Annotated in this window: 15 protein-coding genes and 1 pseudogene; 7 read left to right on the forward strand and 9 right to left on the reverse strand. The window is 70.6% G+C overall.

Features of this window, described 5'->3' with window-relative positions; translation table 11 throughout:
- Together D0D37_RS38085 and D0D37_RS38090 are read right to left on the reverse strand one after the other, a co-directional pair.
- Positions 1–769 (reverse strand): annotated as a pseudogene (locus tag D0D37_RS38085) (hypothetical protein); the annotation flags it as partial.
- 119 nt (positions 770–888) lie between these two features.
- The gene (locus D0D37_RS38090; protein ID WP_208720365.1) at positions 889–2937 is read right to left on the reverse strand and encodes an acyltransferase family protein; all 2049 of its coding nucleotides are present in this window, start codon (positions 2935–2937) and stop codon (positions 889–891) included.
- A 159-nt stretch (positions 2938–3096) separates the two neighbouring features.
- On the opposite strand from D0D37_RS38090, the gene D0D37_RS38095 reads away from it, so the two are divergent.
- Positions 3097–3612 (forward strand): amino-acid N-acetyltransferase, encoded by a 516-nt coding sequence (locus tag D0D37_RS38095; protein ID WP_116205436.1) that lies wholly within the window; start codon positions 3097–3099, stop codon positions 3610–3612.
- Positions 3613–3619: 7 nt separating this feature from the next.
- Here the strand turns inward: D0D37_RS38095 and D0D37_RS38100 are convergent, their stop codons facing one another.
- On the reverse strand, positions 3620–4027 hold the full coding sequence (locus D0D37_RS38100) for a hypothetical protein (RefSeq protein ID WP_116205437.1): 408 nt from the start codon (positions 4025–4027) through the stop codon (positions 3620–3622).
- A gap of 44 nt (positions 4028–4071) precedes the next feature.
- Positions 4072–6417, reverse strand: a complete 2346-nt coding sequence (locus tag D0D37_RS38105; protein WP_244223813.1) for a DNA translocase FtsK — start codon at positions 6415–6417, stop codon at positions 4072–4074.
- On the opposite strand from D0D37_RS38105, the gene D0D37_RS48260 reads away from it, so the two are divergent.
- Positions 6407–6640 (forward strand): hypothetical protein, encoded by a 234-nt coding sequence (locus tag D0D37_RS48260; protein ID WP_244223814.1) that lies wholly within the window; start codon positions 6407–6409, stop codon positions 6638–6640. The two genes, D0D37_RS38105 and D0D37_RS48260, sit on opposite strands and share 11 nt — an antisense overlap.
- Positions 6641–6768: 128 nt before the next feature.
- Positions 6769–7419: a hypothetical protein gene (locus D0D37_RS38110; protein WP_116205439.1), complete on the forward strand. Its 651-nt coding sequence runs from the start codon at positions 6769–6771 to the stop codon at positions 7417–7419.
- A 25-nt stretch (positions 7420–7444) separates the two neighbouring features.
- Here the strand turns inward: D0D37_RS38110 and D0D37_RS38115 are convergent, their stop codons facing one another.
- Together D0D37_RS38115 and D0D37_RS38120 are read right to left on the reverse strand one after the other, a co-directional pair.
- A complete protein-coding gene (locus D0D37_RS38115) occupies positions 7445–8008 on the reverse strand; it encodes an HD domain-containing protein (protein WP_116205440.1) in 564 nt (187 codons plus the stop codon).
- Positions 8009–8020: 12 nt separating this feature from the next.
- Positions 8021–9139 carry a helix-turn-helix domain-containing protein gene (locus D0D37_RS38120; protein WP_341868010.1) on the reverse strand — a complete coding sequence of 373 codons (1119 nt, stop codon included), beginning with the start codon at positions 9137–9139 and terminating at the stop codon, positions 8021–8023.
- A 151-nt stretch (positions 9140–9290) separates the two neighbouring features.
- Between D0D37_RS38120 and D0D37_RS38125 the strand changes: the two genes are divergently transcribed.
- The 4 genes from D0D37_RS38125 (at position 9291) to D0D37_RS38140 (ending at position 12317) form a co-directional block, all read left to right on the forward strand.
- Positions 9291–9569, forward strand: a complete 279-nt coding sequence (locus D0D37_RS38125) for a hypothetical protein (RefSeq protein ID WP_116205442.1) — start codon at positions 9291–9293, stop codon at positions 9567–9569.
- A 287-nt stretch (positions 9570–9856) separates the two neighbouring features.
- Positions 9857–10666 (forward strand): lysophospholipid acyltransferase family protein, encoded by an 810-nt coding sequence (locus D0D37_RS38130; RefSeq protein WP_162834681.1) that lies wholly within the window; start codon positions 9857–9859, stop codon positions 10664–10666.
- Between the two features lie 50 nt (positions 10667–10716).
- Positions 10717–11331, forward strand: coding sequence for an NAD(P)H:quinone oxidoreductase (gene wrbA, locus D0D37_RS38135; protein WP_116205443.1), 615 nt, complete (start codon positions 10717–10719; stop codon positions 11329–11331).
- A gap of 41 nt (positions 11332–11372) precedes the next feature.
- On the forward strand, positions 11373–12317 hold the full coding sequence (locus D0D37_RS38140; protein WP_116205444.1) for an EamA family transporter: 945 nt from the start codon (positions 11373–11375) through the stop codon (positions 12315–12317).
- 441 nt (positions 12318–12758) lie between these two features.
- Here the strand turns inward: D0D37_RS38140 and D0D37_RS38145 are convergent, their stop codons facing one another.
- The 3 genes from D0D37_RS38145 to D0D37_RS38155 form a co-directional block, all read right to left on the reverse strand.
- On the reverse strand, positions 12759–14456 hold the full coding sequence (locus tag D0D37_RS38145) for a ribonuclease J (protein WP_162834682.1): 1698 nt from the start codon (positions 14454–14456) through the stop codon (positions 12759–12761).
- Positions 14453–15466, reverse strand: coding sequence for a 4-hydroxy-tetrahydrodipicolinate synthase (dapA, locus tag D0D37_RS38150; RefSeq protein ID WP_116205445.1), 1014 nt, complete (start codon positions 15464–15466; stop codon positions 14453–14455). Before dapA ends, D0D37_RS38145 begins: the two co-directional genes overlap by 4 nt.
- A 112-nt stretch (positions 15467–15578) precedes the next feature.
- Positions 15579–17081: a serine/threonine-protein kinase gene (locus D0D37_RS38155; protein ID WP_116205446.1), complete on the reverse strand. Its 1503-nt coding sequence runs from the start codon at positions 17079–17081 to the stop codon at positions 15579–15581.
- Positions 17082–17137 lie beyond the last annotated feature (56 nt).

Genomic DNA, 17137 nt, shown 5'->3' on the forward strand with positions numbered 1-17137 from the left:
CGGCGATCGACTCGGTTCCGGCGACGAACATCCCGGCCTGGCCCAGGTTCCCCACCCGGATCTGCGGCTGACCGGTCGCGGGGCTCGGCGCCGCGCCGCCCGCGGGAAGCGGCGGCGGGGCGGGGGGCGGGGCGACGGGCCGCGGTCCCGAAGGCGCGGGTGCGGCGGGCGGCGGCTGCGCCGGGACCTGCCCGGACCACGGGCCGCCCTGCGGAGCGGGCGGGTAGCCGGGCTGCGGCGGACGGTAGCCCTGCGGCGCGGAAGGCGGGCCGCCGTAACCGCCCGGATTGCCTTGCGGCGCAGGCGGTCCCGCGTATCCGCCGGGGTTGCCTTGCGGTCCGGGATAGCCGCCCGGACCGCCCTGCGGACCGTTGTAACCGCCCGGATTGCCTTGCGGTCCGGCGAATCCGCCCGGGTTGCTCTGCGGGGCGGGATACGGCGGCCGGGGTCCTCCGCCGTTGCCCGGGCCGGGGTAGCCCTGCGGGCCGCCCGGGTACTGCTGCGGCGCGCCGTATCCGCCCGGGGCGCCCGGTGCGGGCAGGCCGGGAGCCGGAGCGCCCGGCGGCGGAACGAGACGGGCGGCCGCGCGGTAGCCGGGGTCCCCGGGCGGCTGCGTGTACTGCCAGCTCCCGTCCGGCAGCCGCCGCTGCCACGCCTGGCCGGGGACGAGCAGCCATCCGACGCCGTCCGGGCCGGTCAGCGCGGCCGTCCGGCCCGCCGCCGCCTCGGACTGTGCGGCCTGGAATGCGTCCCACCCTGCGCGCGTCAAAAAGACCAGCTCCCCCTCAGGTGCCCGTGCGGCAAGCCCGCCGCCGCCCCATTGTGCCCAACCCGGGACGCTCCGCGACGGCTAGTCGCCGAAGTCGTCCGTTCTCCCCTGGCGCGCGGTCACCACTGAAGCGCGCGTTTGAGCTGTTTGACCGCGATCGGCGCGAGTGTCGTGTTGAACGTCGCGGACGGATGGTTGTCGTCCATGTAGACCAGCACGTTCCCGACGACGCCGCGGCAGCGCTTCTGGTCGCAGTAGTAGTCGGTGAAATCCATGAACGTGACGTTCTCCGGGACGTCTTGGACCTTCTCCCACGACGGCGCCGCGGCGACCGCGGCCGACCGCGGCACCGAGCAAGCCGCGTCGGTCGGGCTCCGCTGCGCGACGCAACTGGCCATGTTGAACGCGTAGCGCGGGTTGTCGCGCACGGCCACGACCGGGATGCCCGCGTCGCCCAGGGTGGACCAGACGTCGACGAAGCCCTTCGGCGTCGTCTCGTTCGGCCCCGGCTTGGCGTTGACCGTGCCGAGCATGATGACCGCGTCCGGGCGCGTGTCGAGCAGCTCGTCGGTGACGGCCTTGTTCCAGTCGATGCAGTTCTTGTCGCCCGGCATCAAGTCGGAGCCGGACGAGTACGGGCACGCGCCCTTCAGCATGGTCTTGACCTGCCAGCCGTCGGAGACGACCGCGGGCCGGAAGGCGGCGAGGTACTGCTGGATGTGCGAGTCCCCGACGAGCACGACCCGCTTGGTCGGCGGGGACTCCGGGTTTTCCGTGCAGATCTGCAGTTCCTTGTTGCGCGGCGACATGGCGCACTGGTCCAGCGGAATGCGGGCCCAGTCGTCGGCGAGCTTCACTGTCGGCGGCACGATCGACGGCGACGGCGAGCCGCGGTAGACGAAGCCCTGCGCGTGCGCGACCGCGCCTGGGTGGTCCGGGTCGCCGATGGCGATCTCGTAGTTCGCCCGCGCGCTGCTCACGCCCTGCCACACGCCGCTCGCGACGAGCACCGGGGCCAGCGCGAGCACGCCGAACCGGTAGGAGCCCCAGTGTTTCGCGGTGCCGATTTTCGACAGCCGGATCGGGTTCTCTATCAGGTGATAGGTCAGGATCGCGAGGAGGAACGACACGCCGACCACGAACGTGCCGCCGAGCAGGCCGACCGCCACCCGGTCGCGGACGATCAAGTAGAACACCAGCACCGGCCAGTGCCACAGGTACAGCGAGAAGCTGAGATTGCCGACGTAGCCGAGGAACTTCGAGCTGAGCCAGCGGTCCGCGCCCAGCACGCTGCCGGTCTGCCCGGCGACCAGCACCAGGCCCGCCGAGACGGTCGGCCACAGCGCGATCCAGCCGGGGAACACGCTGTCCACGTCGAGCAGGACACCGCACAGCACCAGGCCCGCGACGCCGACCCAGCCGAGCACGATGCGCAGCGAGCGCGGCAGCGAGACCTGGTCGAGGAACATCGCCATCAGGCCGCCGAGCGCGAACTCCCAGACCCGGGTGAGGCCGTGGAAGTAGGCCAGCGGCTGGTCGGCCGCGGTGAGGTACACCGAGTACGCGAGCGAGGCCGCGAACAGGACGATCAGCAGCAGGTTCACCGTGCGCCGCAGCGACCAGCCGAGCCGGCGCACGAGCAGGCCGAGCGCGACGAACAGCACCGGCCACACCAGGTAGAACTGGCCCTGGATGGACAGCGACCAGAAGTGCTGCACCAGGCTCGCGCTGTTGTGCTGGGCGAAGTAGTCCACCGAATCGGCCGCGAGCTGCCAGTTCTCGTAGAACAGCGCCGAGGCGACGACCTCGCGGATGGTCTGGAACCAGCGGTCCTGCGGCAGCAGCAGCTGCGACACGACCACGACGGTCAGCAGCACGGTCATCGCGGCCGGGAAGAGCCGCTTGATCATCCGGCCCCAGGTGGCGCGCAGTTCGATCCGGCCGCGCAGCAGCGCCCGGTAGAGCTGGCCGGTGATCAGGAACCCGGAGACGAGGAAGAAGACGTCGACGCCGCCGGAGATCCGGTCGAACCACACGTGGTAGACGACCACCAGCACCGAGGCCAGCGCCCGGACTCCCTGCAGCTCGGGCCGGAACCGGGCTTGCGCGCTCGGTCCGGCGGGAGGGTTGCCGGGACGTTCCGGGGCCACCACGGTACTGCCGGACATGCAGGTTCCTCCCGAGGGCCGGTAGCCGGCCGACGGCCGCCGACTACTGGTCATGTGCGCTCACTAGCTATACGTGACGTCCGGCGTCGTCACGCATCCGGGGTCCCCCGACGGGAGCCGCTCGGCGGGCCCGGTCCTCGCGGTCGTTATCTTGACCGGGTGCCCGATTCCCGCCCTCCGTCCGTCCGCCGCGCGCGGATCGCCGACGTCCGCAAGATCAAGGCCCTCGTCGACTCCGACGCCGGCCGCGTGCTCCTCGAGAAGGATCTGGTCACGCTCTACGAGGCGGTGCAGGAGTTCTGGGTCGCGGTCGACGAGAACGGCACTGAGGACGTACTGGGCGCCGCCGCGCTGCACGTGCTGTGGGAGGACATCGGCGAGCTGCGCACCGTGGTGGTCGACAAAGCGGCGCGCGGCCGCGGGATCGGGCGCGCGCTGGTCGGCAGGCTCGTCGAAGAAGCCCGCGAGCTGGGGCTGAAACGGCTGTTCGTGCTGACGTTCGAGACGTCGTTCTTCTCCGGGCACGGGTTCGTCGAGATCGACGGGGCCCCGGTGTCGCACGAGGTGTACGCGGAGATGCGGCGGTCGCTCGACCCGGGCGTCGCGGAGTTCCTCGACCTGCCCTACGTCAAACCGAACACCCTGGGGAACTCGCGGATGCTGCTCGAGTTCTGAGCGCCCCTCAGGAGAATCGGACGAGAATCCGGGCCCCCGACCCGTCCACGGCCATGAGCTTCACCGTCGTGCCGGCGAAGGACGTCGCATCCGGGCCCTGACGACCCGTGTGCAACTGGACGGATGTGTGCTCGCCGCGCCCCGGTTCGGTCAGGACCAGCGCCACTACCGCCTCCCCCGCCACGAAGCACTGCCTGCCCGGGCGGCAGCGCGAATCCGAGACCAGCTGGCGGTAACGCACGGTCAGGTCCCGACCGGACACCTGCACTTCCTGGCCGGGCGTGAGCGCCACGTTCCCGCCCAGGTCGGCGGCAGGCGGCCGCGACGGTGTCTGCGCGACGGCGACCGGGCCGCCCGCGCACCCGGCCAGCGCGGCGGCCGTCCCGATACCCAGTGCGAGCTTCTTGAGGTCCATGGGTACTGGACGAGCCGAACGCGCCGGCCGGTTGCACGCGCGGCTCAGAAGTCTTCGTCCTCGCCGCCGGCCGGCGATCCGCCCGCGTCGGAGCCGCCGCGGATCATGAACAGCACCGACTCCAGCTCGTCCGGCTTGATCAGCACGTCGCGGGCCTTCGAACCCTCCGACGGGCCGACGATGCCGCGGCTTTCCAGCAGGTCCATCAGCCGTCCGGCCTTGGCGAACCCGACGCGGAGCTTGCGCTGCAGCATCGAGGTCGACCCGAACTGCGACGTGACGATCAGCTCGGCGGCCTGCAGCAGGACGTCGAGGTCGTCGCCGATGTCCGGGTCGATCTCCTTCTTCTCGCCCGCCTTGGCGCTGGTGACGCCCTCGTTGTAGTCCGGCTGCGCCTGTTCCTTGGCGAAGTTGACGACCGCAGAAATTTCTTCGTCGCCGACGAACGCGCCCTGGATGCGGACCGGTTTCCCGGCGCCCATCGGCAGGTAGAGCGCATCGCCCATGCCGATGAGCTTCTCCGCGCCCGGCTGGTCGAGGATGACCCGCGAGTCGGTGAGCGACGAGGTGGCGAACGCGAGCCGCGACGGCACGTTCGTCTTGATCAGGCCGGTGACGACGTCGACCGACGGCCGCTGCGTCGCGAGCACCAGGTGGATGCCGGCGGCGCGGGCCTTCTGGGTGATCCGGACGATCGCGTCCTCGACGTCGCGCGGGGCGGTCATCATCAGGTCGGCCAGCTCGTCGACGATCGCCATGATGTACGGGTACGGCTGGTACTCGCGTTCGCTGCCCGGCGGCGCGGTGATGTCGCCGGAGCGCACCTTGGAGTTGAAGTCGTCGATGTGGCGGACCCGGTTGGCCTGCATGTCCTGGTAGCGCTGCTCCATCTCCTCGACGAGCCAGGCCAGCGCGGCGGCGGCCTTCTTCGGCTGCGTGATGATGGGCGTGATCAGGTGCGGGATGCCCTCGTACGGCGTCAGCTCGACCATCTTCGGGTCGATCAGGATCATCCGGCATTCGGCGGGCGTCGCGCGGGCCAGCAGCGACACCAGCATCGAGTTCACGAAGCTCGACTTGCCGGAACCGGTCGAACCGGCCACCAGCAGGTGCGGCATCTTCGTGAGGTTCGCGGTGACGAACTCGCCCTCGATGTCCTTGCCGAGCCCGATCAGCATCGGGTGGTTGTCCTTGACCGTGGTCGGCGCGCGCAGCACGTCGCCGAGCCGCACCATCTCGCGGTCGGAGTTGGGCACTTCGATGCCGACCGCGGACTTGCCCGGGATCGGCGCGAGGAGGCGGACGTTGTCGGTGGCCACCGCGTAGGCGATGTTCTTGGTCAGCGCGGTGATCTTCTCGACCTTCACGCCCGGGCCGAGCTCGACCTCGTACCGGGTGACCGTCGGGCCGCGGGTGAAGCCGGTGACCTGCGCGTCGACGTTGAACTGGTCGAGGACCCCGGTGATCGCCTCGATCATCTGGTCGTTGGCCTTGCTGCGGGACTTCGGCGCGTCGCCGAGCTTCAGCAGGTCCGGCGGCGGGAGCGCGTAGTCGCCCTCGACGGCGCGGGTGACCGACAGCGCGGGTTCCGGAGCCTTCTTCTGCTTCTTCTCCGGCACCTCGGCGGGCGGCGCGACCGGCTTCGGCGGCCGGATCGGCGTGGCGGGCTCGGCGAGCGCGGCGTCGATGTCGAGCTGCTCGCCGTCCTTGTCGGCACTGGCCTGGCGACGCCGCGACGGCTTCCGCAGCCGGACGGCCTTCGGCTCGGACTCGGGTTCCTCGTTGTCGTGCTCGCCTTCGTGCTGGCCGCCCTCGTACTCGGCCAGTTCCTCCTCGTCGAGGCCCCAGGTGCGCAGGCGGTGCGGGATTTCGCGAACCGGCGTGCCGGTGAACACGAGCACGCCGAACAGCAGCGCGAGGATCAGCAGCGGCACCGCGACCCAGGTGGTGACGCCCTTGGTCAGCAGCCCGCCGGAAAACGCGCCGAGAATGCCGCCCGCGTACATGCGGCCGTCGTTGGTGTCCGGGAGCGCGGTGAAGATGTGCAGCATCCCGAGCACGGACAGCACGACCAGCACCGTGCCGATGACCATCCGCGGCCGGGTCTCCGGCTGCGGCTCGGACCGCATCAACGCGACCGCGACCACGAGCAGCACCAGCGGCAGCGTCACCGCTCCCGCACCGAGCACCGTCCGGGTAGCGACCTCGACACCGGCCCCGATCGGCCCCGCCGCCCGCCACCAGACACCGACCGCGGCGACGATGGCCAGCGCGATCAACCCGAGCGCGAGCCCGTCGCGACGGTGCTCCGCTTCGAGTTCCCGCGTGCGCCCGACCGTACGAGCCAGCGAGCCAATTCCCTTGGCGGCGAGGTTCCAGGTGCTGCGCACTCCGCGCCCGAACGCGCCCGAACTCTTGCGGCTGGCCGGACGCCGCGCAGCGGACGTCCGGGGCCGGGAGCTGGACCTGCCCCTGGTCGAGCCCTTGGACGACCTGCTCGACGCAGCCGCCCGAGACTTCGCCGGCGTACGCGAACTACGCGCCGGTGCCTTCCCGCCGCTTCCCGCAGTGCTCCGCTTTCTCGTCGCCGACCCAGCCATGCCTCCACGGTAACGGGCCGGGACCGATAGTCACATGTGCCACTCGCAGCGCACCCGAAACAATCGTCTCCAGATCACAGTCGATCTTGTGGAAGCATCCGCTGTGTCCCTCGCCGTTCCGCCGGAAGCCGAGGTCCCTTGATGCCGAGCCCTGCCGAGGTCGTGCGCGCGCTTGCCGACCGGACCGCTCTCGCACCTGTTCCTCGCGGTACTGGGCGGTACCACTACCTCCGGAAGTCCGGGTGGCATCAGCACACCGACCGGACCACCGCTGGCCGGATCCTGTCGGCCAGCACCGAGTTCTTCGACCGCGAGGACTGGATCGCCGCGGACGGCTCCGGGCGGTTGCTGGTGACACAGGGAGACACGGTCGTACGGCCGAGCGGCGACTTCCCGCCGGGCGGGTTGATGGGCGACTTCCTGGCTGGCCGGGATCTGGCGTCGGTGAGTGCCGCGCTGCGTCGGCTGATGAGTCCCTCTGGGGCGGTCAAGGCTTTCAGCACGGTCTGGCTGACGCAGGTCGTGCCGCCGGAGTTGCAGCGGTGGTTGCTGCTGTGGCTGGCCGAGCGGCCGGGGCTGGTTGTAGAGGACGCGGATCTGCCCGGGGTTGTCGTGAGCGTGCCGGATTCGGTGTTGGCCAGTACGCGGCAGCTGGTGTTCGACCCGGAGACGGGGATGTTGCTGCAGACCCGAGATGTCGAGGAGGACGGGGCGACTGTCGGGGGCTGCACTCGGTGGCTGGATTCCGGGTACACGGATTCGACCGAGTCACGACCGGTTGCGGCTTCCTGACCCGCGACCAGCCGGTCTTTCCGGCTCAGCGGCCACGCCACGCCAACGGGGACAACGTCACAGCAGCTTCAGCAATCCGCCGAGCGGTCTCAGTGGAGAGCCCCTTGCCGCCGGACTCGATCCATCCGGCGACTCGCTCGACCCCGACGTCGCGGTATTCGACAGCCTGCAGCAGCATTTCGACCTTGTCCGCGTCCTTCGCGCACTTCGCTTCGAGCGTCTCCCGGGTCTCGTACTCGTCTACCGCGGACCGCACCATGTCGCGAGCGTCGTCCGGCAGTCCGTCGGTCTGGTCGGCGGTGATCTCGCGCGGCTCGGGCTTGGTCAAGTACTTGGCCGCCGTGTGCGGGATGTCGCCCGTGCGGGTCTCTTGCGTGTCGTGCCAGATCGCCAAGAACGCGGCGCGCTCCGGATTCGCTCCTTCTTCCACGGCGAGCAGCGCCGCGATCTGTGCCGCGCGCAGGCTGTGCTCCCCCACCGATTCCAGGTCACGGATACCGGCCTGCCACCACCCCGCGCGGCGGATGCGCTTGAGCAACCCGAGTTCGTAACCGAACGAGGCGAGGGCCGAAGCGGTCTCGTCTGGCATGTAGCGATCTCCCTATCGGTTGGCGAGACGCAGAGCGTAATGAAGGCCAGCGACCTGGTCGCGCCCCTCACGAGACAGCACGTCGCTGCAGGAGAGCATTTCGAGCGCGCCGATCAGTGCGTCGCGTACGGCGGATGGTCCGGACAGGAGGGTCGGGCGGCTGGCGACGAGCGAGTGCACGGTGTGCAGGTTAAGCGGCAAGTGCGGCGAGGACGGGTCGAGGCGGCCCACCAGATGATGCAACAGCCGCATGCCCGACCACGCTCGAGTGTCGGCCGTTGCCATGAACCCGTCGTCGGCCTGATCGTCGGGCAATTCGCCGATCCAGTGCGCCCAGTAGTTGAGGTTCGCGACCTCGGCACGGGTGCCAGTGGTGCGGGATACGAAGTCGTGGAGATGCGTGCTGTCACCGGTCGACGCGAGCGCGACAGATGCCGAGCGAGCTTCGAGAAGGCCGGTCACGTCGCCGTTCGCGATCGACCGGCGGCCGGCGCTTGCCCATTCTCCGCGCAACCACCGCACGACCCGATCGCGTTGATCGAATCCGAGCAGGTACACCGCCTGACGGCGCAGCAGCGCCGCGTCCGGGTGCACGCCGCGTTCGGCGACGGCCATCAGGTGGTCGAAGAACCGCGTCCGTTCCTCGGCACTCATCGTGGGACCCGAGGCGACGGGACCGCGGCGCGGAACCTTCCGCGTGAACCCGGTGAACTCGGGCGGCAGGTGCCCGGTGAACGGCCACGTGATCAAGTTGGTGAGGGTCTTGCGGTGCACGCTCGCCGCCAGCGGGTGCAAGTCCGGCGTTACCCACGAGCCTCCGGCCGCGACACCGGTCGACAGGACGAGATCTGCCTCGACCGCCGCATGGAGGTGGCGGCCGGTCGAGGGAGGCGCGCCCAACCGCGGCAGCCGGGCGCACAACCGGACGAGGTCGCCCGCGTTCATCGCCGAGAGGGGCCTGCGCCCTGATTCCCACCCCTGAACGGTGCTTCCGTCGACCGCGAGACGTTCGGCTAGCCGCTCTTGCGTCAGCCCCGCGGACTCGCGCGCCAGCTTGAGCACGTAACCCGAAACGACACCTGTCGAACGCGAACCCGCATTGCCGGTCGATGTTGCCGATGCTCCGCCCACAGACGCCCCCGGTCTGGCCTGGTCCGGCCGGACCGTACTCGTACTCCCGGTCCGTTCTCCCTGACCTCCGGTGATCGTAACGTCACTTACCGCAGTCGCGGACCGCTTGGTCAGGGACGACAGGAAGGACGCGTGGGCGCCTATGCCAGCAATGATCTACCTCGACCCGGCCGCGCTCCTGCCCGTGATCGGCAATGTCTGGCATCGCGCTCGCTTGGCCCAGGTTCCGGCACCGGGCCAAGCGATAACGATGCTGTGCGGCCAAACCGCGGAAACCGCGTTCGAAACGCTCGCCCGGCGCAGCTCTCACGGTGCGTCGACTCAGTGCCCGGATTGCGACCTCGTCTATCGCCGCGAGCAGGGCCTCGTCGTCCGGCCGAATCACCCCGGTCTGGTTCCACGGCCTCAACGAACGACGCCGATGTCATGACAGCGCGGCTGCTAGACGGACAACGACCGCGGCGGAGAAAGAGGACAGCAGATGGCGAAGCCGGGCAATACCGCAGGTGCAGGACCGGCCAGGCCGACCAGCGTAGCCGGGAAGAGCCGTCGGACGGCCAGCTCAAGAGGCGGATCAGCCTCGCCAGCAGCGCTCTCCCTTAGCGGTGGTTAACAGACACATTCTGACCTGCGGTGACACCTTCGGACCGCCCACCGGCCCCACCTCACCGAGAACCGCGTTGCCCCAGGTGGATTCGCCCATGGAATGCTCTGCTCATGTTCGCGCTGCAACAGGACGAGGCCCCGCGCCGTGCCCCCGCGATCTGGCGGACGATGCTCAACATCGACCGGGGGCTGGTGAACCTCGTCGGGCGGCTCACGGTGTCCGGGTCTATTCCGCGGGAGCTGCGGGGCAAGCCGCTGCTCATGGCGGCCAATCACATCGGCGTGTTCGACGCCTTCGTGCTCATGGCGGCGTGCAAGCGGATCGGCATCAATCCTCGCTTCATGCTCGCCGGCGGGATTCTCGACGCTCCGGTGATCGGCCCGGCGCTCAAAGTCAGCGGGCATTTGCGCGTGGACCGGGCCAAGGCGGCGACCGCGGTCGGCCAGTTCGCCGAAGCCGCCGAGGCGTTGCGGACTACGCGGGAGCCGATCGTCGTCTATCCGGAGGGGCGGATCAGCCACGATCCGGGGCTGTGGCCGGAGCGCGGCAAGACCGGCGCGGCCCGGCTCGCGCTCGCGGCGGGGGTGCCGGTGATTCCGATCAGCCAGTGGGGCGCGCACGAGGCCGTGTACTGGGGCACGGAGACCGTGAACGGGCCCGCGGATCTGCTGCCGCTGGCCAAATCCGGGTTGAGCGCGCCGTTGCGCCGGCCCCGGTTCAAGGTGCACTTCGGCACGCCGGTGGATCTCTCCGACGTCGAGCCGGAGCGGCCGGGCGCGGGCGTTCGCGCGCACGCCAAGATCATGCAGGCCATCACCGACGGCCTGGTCCCGTTGCGCCGCCACGAACCCGTCCGCCCGCGCTTCCACGATCCGACCCGGCCGACCGACACGGTCAGTCCCTGGAAGCCGCAGCGCTGAACCGTCCGGATCGTGGGACACACCAACCAGTCCGGCTAGGGTCGCGAGGTGTGAGCACCCGCATTCTGGTCGTCTACTACAGCGCCACCGGAAACACCGCCGCCCTCGCCGGCGCGCTCGCCGAAGGGGCGGCCGAAATCGGGGCAGAGGTACGCGTCCGCACGGTGGCCGAGACCGCGCCGCCGGAAGCGGTGGCGAGCAATCGGCGTTGGCAGGCCTGGGCGGATTCCGGGCCGCACCACGACCTTGCCACACTGGCCGACCTGGAGTGGACGGACGGGCTCGCGTTCGGCAGCCCGACCCGGTTCGGCGGGCCCGCGGCGCAGTTGAAGTCCTTTGTGGACACCACGGGCGGCCTGTGGGCGCAAGGGAAACTGGCCGACAAGGTGGCGACGTCGTTCACGTCGGCGTCCACCGCGCACGGCGGCCTCGAAGCAACCGTGCTGGCAATCAACAACATCTTCTACCACTGGGGCGCGATCGTCCTCCCCCTCGGCTACGCCGACCCGCACCTCATGGAGTCCGGCAACCCGTACGGCGGCTCGTTCGTCTCGCGCAAGTCCGCCGCCCCGGACGGCACCGCACTGCAGGCACTGCGGATTCAGGGGCGACGGCTGGCGACGATCACGACACACGTCGCGACAGGCCTGAAGAGCCTCGGATAACTCGGTTTCCTTGGGTCATTCCGCTACGTACTGTCGCGCAAGTGACCACCGAACTCCCTGTCCTGGAACAACCCCGGGTGATCCACCGGGGCCGCGGTCTGTCCCTTGTCCTGCTCGCTGCGGTCTTCTTCAGCACGTCCGGCACGCTCGCGAAACCGGTGATGGAAGCGGGCATGACGCCGGAACAGGTGGCGGTGCTGCGGATCGGGACGGCGGGGGTTCTGCTGCTGATCGGCACCGCGCTCTTCGCCCCGCACACGTTGCGCGTCCGGCGCGGGGAATGGCCGGTGCTGCTGGCGTACGGCGCGCTCGGCGTGGCCGGGACGCAGCTGCTGTATTTCATTGCCGCCGAACGGATCCCGGTCGGCATCGCGATCCTGCTGGAGTTTCTGTCCCCGGTGCTGATCGCGTTGTGGGTGCGCGTGGTGCGGCGGAAGCGGCTGCCGCGCATGTTGTGGTTCGGCATGGCGGTGGCGCTGGTCGGGCTGGCGCTGGTCGCACAGGTCTGGCAGGGGCTGCGGCTCGACGCGATCGGGCTGCTGGCCGGGATGGGCGCGGCGCTCTGTTCGGCCGGATACTTCCTGCTCGGCGAACGCGCGGTGGCCGAGCGCGAACCGCTCGGGCTGGTCACCTGGGGCATGGTGGTCGGCGGGGTGCTCGTGAGCGTCGCCGCGCCGCCGTGGACGCTGCCGCTGGACATGGCGGCCCAGACCGTCCCGTTCGGACCGTGGACGCCGCCGCTGTGGCTGCTGCTGATCTGCCTCGTGGTGTTGTCGACGGCGATCCCTTACGTCGCGGGGATCTCCGCGCTACGGCACCTGCCCGCCTCGGTGGCGAGCGTCGTCGGGCTGCTCGAACCCGTCGCGGCGGCGGCGTTCGCCTGGGCGCTGCTCGGCGAAGCCCTCGTCTGGCCTCAAGCGGTCGGCGCCGCGCTGCTGCTCGGCGGCGCGTACCTGGTCCAACGACAGACCGCCGCGGTGGCCTGACTCCCCGATGTCAGGGACTTAAGGCGGCGCTGCGGGTGTGCTTGAGGCGCATCCGCCCAGGCAGGGCGGCTCCTGACGCGACCGGCACGGGCAACGGGGCGGATCGTTGTCCGTGAGGGGAACCCTGCGGGACTCTGATTCCCTCAGGGTTCCCCTCACGGACAGCACCGGCCGTTAATCGCATGTTCCGGCAGCACTTGCGTCGGGCCTGACTCCCTCTCCGGGTGGAGACGGGAACCAACCGCGAGCGGGATGTGTCCTATCCGCGGGCCCGCCACACTGGACGGGGCCGCACGAGAAGACGGAGCCGCACGAGACACCTGGGGGATCTCATGGACAACCGACCGAACAGAACCGAACAGCGCAGAGCGCGCAACGCGCTCGCCCGCCAGGCAGCGATCGTCATGATGGCGTTGCTGCTGGCGGGCGCGCGGCGTTGAGTCAGACCGGGATGACCGTCGGCACGATCATCGGCCGCCTGCGGTAGGTGTCGGCGACCCATCGGCCGACGACCCGGCGCACCGCCTGCGCGATGCGGTGGGTGTCGGTGATGCCCTCGGCCTCCGTCCGCGCCAGCTCCATCTCCACGAGCGGCACGACGGCGTGCAGGGCCTTCGGGTCGTCGGAGAACCCGCGGCCGGAGATCGTCGGGCTGCTGACCGCGCGGCCGTTGTTCGAGTCGACCACCACGGTGATCGCGATGAACCCGCCCTCGCCGAGCACCAGCCGGTCGGACAGGGTCGACTCGCCGACGTCGCCGACGGACAGCCCGTCCACGTACACGTGCCCGACCTCGACGCGGCCGGTGCGCGAGGCCTTGCCGTCGACCAGGTCCACGACCACGCCGTCCTCGGCGATCACCACGTTGTCCGGCGCGACGCCGGTCCGGATGGCGAGTTCTCCGTTGGCGCGCAAGTGTTTCCACTCGCCGTGCACCGGCATCACATTGCTCGGCCGGACCGCGTTGTACAGGTAGAGCAGCTCGCCCGCCGACGCGTGGCCGGACACGTGCACCTTCGCGTTGCCCTGGTGCACGACGTTCGCGCCGAGCCGGGTCAGGCCGTTCACGACGCCGAACACCGCGGTCTCGTTGCCCGGGATCATCGAGCTGGCCAGCACGACGGTGTCGCCCGCGCGGATCGAGATCTGCCGGTGCTCGCCGCGCGCCATCCGCGACAGCGCCGACAGCGGCTCGCCCTGCGAACCCGTCGACACGAACAGCACCTTGCTCTCCGGCAGGTTGCTGGCCTGGTCCAGGTCCACGAGCAGGCCGTCCGGCACGTTCAGCAGGCCGAGTTCGGCCGCGATGCCCATGTTCCGGACCATCGACCGGCCCACGAAAGCCACGCGGCGGCCGTGCCGCACGGCGGCGTCCAGCACCTGCTGCACGCGGTGCACGTGGCTGGCGAAGCAGGCGACGATGACGCGCTGGTCAACCTTGCGGATGACGTCGTCGACCACCGGGCCGATGTCGCGCTCGGGCATGACGAACCCGGGCACCTCGGCGTTGGTCGAGTCGACGCAGAACAGGTCCACGCCCTCGTCGCCCAGGCGCGAGAAGCCCGCGAGGTCGGTGAGCCGCCCGTCGAGCGGCAGCTGGTCGAGCTTGATGTCGCCGGTGTGCAGCACGACGCCGGCCGGCGTGCGGATGGCGACCGCGAGCGCGTCCGGGATCGAGTGGTTCACCGCGAAGAACTCGAGGTCGAACGCGCCGACCTTGCGCCGCTCCCCCTCGCGGACCTCGATCAGCTTCGGCCGCTGGCGGTGCTCCTTGGCCTTGGCCGCGAGCAGCGCGTTGGTGAAGCGCGAACCGTAGATCGGGACGTCCGGGCGCAGCCGGAGCAGGAACGGGACGGCTCCGATGTGGTCCTCGTGCCCGTGGGTGAGCACGAGGCCGTCGATGTCGTCGAGCCGGTCCTCGATCGCGCGGAAATCGGGCAGGATCAGGTCGACGCCCGGCTGGTCGTCCTCGGGGAAGAGGACGCCGCAGTCGACGATCAGGAGCCTGCCGTCGTATTCGAAGACGGTCATGTTGCGCCCGACCTCGCCGATGCCGCCGAGCGCGACGACGCGCAGGGCTCCCTCGGGAAGTGCGGGCGGGAGGTGCGTCGGGCCGGGTCCGGCGGGAAGTGAGCTCACCGGGGCATTGTCCCAACGCTGGTGTGCGAGGTGGGGGCGGTGTAGGCCGCCTGCGAATCTGCTTGTGCCACCCGTGCACCATGCCAGTCCGAGGCCGCGCTGTCCTCCAGCGGCACGCCGCCCTGGGCGAGATCGGCCGCGATCTGCTCGAACTGGTCGTCGAACGGGGCCACGATCGGCAGCCGCGGGTCGCCGATGTCGAACCCGCGCAGGCGCAGCGACGCCTTGCTGAACGCGACGCCGCCGACGCGCGACATCGCCCGCAACACCGGCAGCATCGCGCGGTGGTTCGTGCGCGCGGTGGACGTGTCGCCCGCCTCGTAGGCCTCGATCATCGCGCGGATCCGGCCCGCCACGACGTGCCCGATCACGCTGACCACGCCGACCGCGCCCACCGACAGCCACGGCAGGTTCAGGCCGTCGTCGCCGGAGTAGTAGGCGAGGTGGGTGTTCGCGATGACCTCGGAGCCGGCGATCAGGTCGCCCTTGGCGTCCTTCACCGCGACGATCCGCGGGTGCTCGGCCAGCCGCTGCAGCGTGTCGACCTCGATCGGCACGATCGAGCGCGGCGGGATGTCGTAGAGCATGACCGGCAGCTCGGTCGAGTCCGCGACCGTGGTGAAGTGCGCGTACAGCCCGGCCTGGCTCGGCCGCGAGTAGTAGGGCGTGACGACGAGCAGGCCGTGCGCGCCCGCTTCGGCGGCGGCGTGCGCCTGCTCGATGCTGTGCGCGGTGTTGTTGGTGCCCGCCCCCGCGACGACGGTCGCGCGGTCGCCGACCGCCTCGACGACGGCGCGGACCAGGTCGGCCTTCTCCTGGTCGGTGGTGGTCGGGCTCTCGCCGGTGGTGCCGTTGACGACGAGGCCGTCGTTGCCGAGGTCCACGAGGTACTCGGCCAGTTCCTGGGCCCGCTTCACGTCCAGCGCCCCGGCTCGGTCGAAGGGGGTCGCCATCGCGGTGAGCACGCGGCCGAACGGACGTCCGGGCGCGGCGGCAGGTGAGGTGGACATGGCCACGACGGTACCTCGTCGGACCGCCGAACCCGGCCTCGACCTGGTGTGCCACCGGCAACTTCGGAGAATTTCCGCCGCCGCGGCCCTCCCGGCGGAACTTCTCGCGCGGCTACTTGACCTTGGCGGTGATCTGCGCCGGGATCTGGTCGTTGCTGGTGCGCGAAAGGACGCAGTAGATCTTCCGGTTCGGGCCGCTGCTGCTGTCGTGGTCCGGCTGCACCTGCCAGGCCTGCTGGGTCGGCACGATCGCCCGGTACGACAGCCCCGCGCGCTGCTCCGGCGGCACCACCGCGGAGTGGAACGCCGCCGCGCAGCGCGCCTCGGCCGCCCGGCTGATGTCCTCCAGCCCGGGATACGGCGCGACGACCGCGTCGCTGTCGCTCCAGTTCTCCAGCGGCAGCGGGTCGGCCGTGTCGTAGACCTCGAGCGTGTGGTTCTTCTTGCAGTCGACGTTGTTGTCCGAGCTGATCACGACGCCCGGCTGGACCACGGCGTTGTAGCAGATCTGGTACGAGGCGATCTGGGTCTTGAGGTAGCCGTCCGGGCCGTAGCTGACGGTCTCGGCCTGCTGCGCGTCCTTCTTCGGCGACCACACCGGCTTGCCGAGGAAGAACCCGCCGACGAGCGCGGCGACGACCAGCGCCGCGATCGCGCCCGCCCACCAGCCTCGGCGGCTCTTGCCTTCCGGCTTCGCGGCCATCCGGGTCGGCTGCCCGCCCACCCGGGTCTCCTGCTGCGGCAGCACGGCGGTCGCCGGGCGCTGCGTCGGGCCGGTGGCGTGGGCGAGCTGCGCCCGCGCTTGCGTCGCGGTGAGCCGGGCTTCCGGGTTCGCCACCAGCAGGCCGAGGATGACCGCGCCGAGCGGACCCTGCACGCGGGTCAGGTATGGCACTTCGGTCATGATCGCGTGCAGCGTGGCGGCCGTGGTGGGCCGTTCGAACGCGACGATGCCCTCCACCGCGAAGTACAGCGTCGCGCCGAGCGACCACAGGTCCGATTCCGGCATCGCCTCGCGGCCCTCGACCCGCTCCGGGGCCATGAACGCGGGCGAGCCGACGATCATCCCGCTCGTGGTGAGCCGCGGGTCGTCGATGGCGTGCGCGATGCCGAAGTCGGTGAGCTTCACCCGTCCGTCCGGCGCGACCATGATGTTGGCCGGCTTGACGTCGCGGTGCACGATCCCGGCGGCGTGCGCGGCCTGCAGCGCGGACAGCACCCGCTCCCCGATCGTCGCCGCCTGCTGCTCGGGCATCGGGCCGTGCGCGCGCACGAGGTCGGCGAGCGTGGGCGCTTCGACCAACTCCATCACGATCCAGGTGGTGCCCTGGTCGGTGACCACGTCGTAGACCGTGACGACGGCGGGGTCGTTGAGCCGCCCGCCTGCCCGCACCTCGCGCAGGATCCGCTCGGAAAACACCGCGGCGCCTTCGGTTTCGGGCAGCCGCAGTTCCTTGATCGCGACCTGCCGTCCGATCACCTGGTCCTGCGCGCGCCACACGATGCCCATGCCGCCGCGGCCCAGTTCGCCGAGCAGCAGGTAGCGGCCGGCCACCACGCGGCCGGCGGGGGCCGTGCGGTTCGGGTCGTGCGGGCGGGTCTGTTCGTCGGTCACGGGGTCGGGCTCCTCGGTCGGCTTCGCGCAGATGCTAGTCGGACCGTCCGGCGGCC

This window comes from Amycolatopsis circi, from assembly GCF_003385235.1.
Lineage (GTDB): Bacteria > Actinomycetota > Actinomycetes > Mycobacteriales > Pseudonocardiaceae > Amycolatopsis > Amycolatopsis circi.

Excerpts from the sequence above, each read along its gene's own strand:
- D0D37_RS38090 (WP_208720365.1), bottom strand. The coding sequence starts at position 2,937 with ATGTCCGGCAGTACCGTGGTGGCCCCGGAACGTCCCGGCAACCCTCCC.
- D0D37_RS38100 (WP_116205437.1), bottom strand. The coding sequence starts at position 4,027 with ATGGACCTCAAGAAGCTCGCACTGGGTATCGGGACGGCCGCCGCGCTG.
- D0D37_RS38110 (WP_116205439.1), top strand. The coding sequence starts at position 6,769 with ATGCCGAGCCCTGCCGAGGTCGTGCGCGCGCTTGCCGACCGGACCGCT.
- D0D37_RS38115 (WP_116205440.1), bottom strand. The coding sequence starts at position 8,008 with ATGCCAGACGAGACCGCTTCGGCCCTCGCCTCGTTCGGTTACGAACTC.
- D0D37_RS38125 (WP_116205442.1), top strand. The coding sequence starts at position 9,291 with ATGATCTACCTCGACCCGGCCGCGCTCCTGCCCGTGATCGGCAATGTC.
- D0D37_RS38130 (WP_162834681.1), top strand. The coding sequence starts at position 9,857 with ATGTTCGCGCTGCAACAGGACGAGGCCCCGCGCCGTGCCCCCGCGATC.
- dapA (WP_116205445.1), bottom strand. The coding sequence starts at position 15,466 with ATGTCCACCTCACCTGCCGCCGCGCCCGGACGTCCGTTCGGCCGCGTG.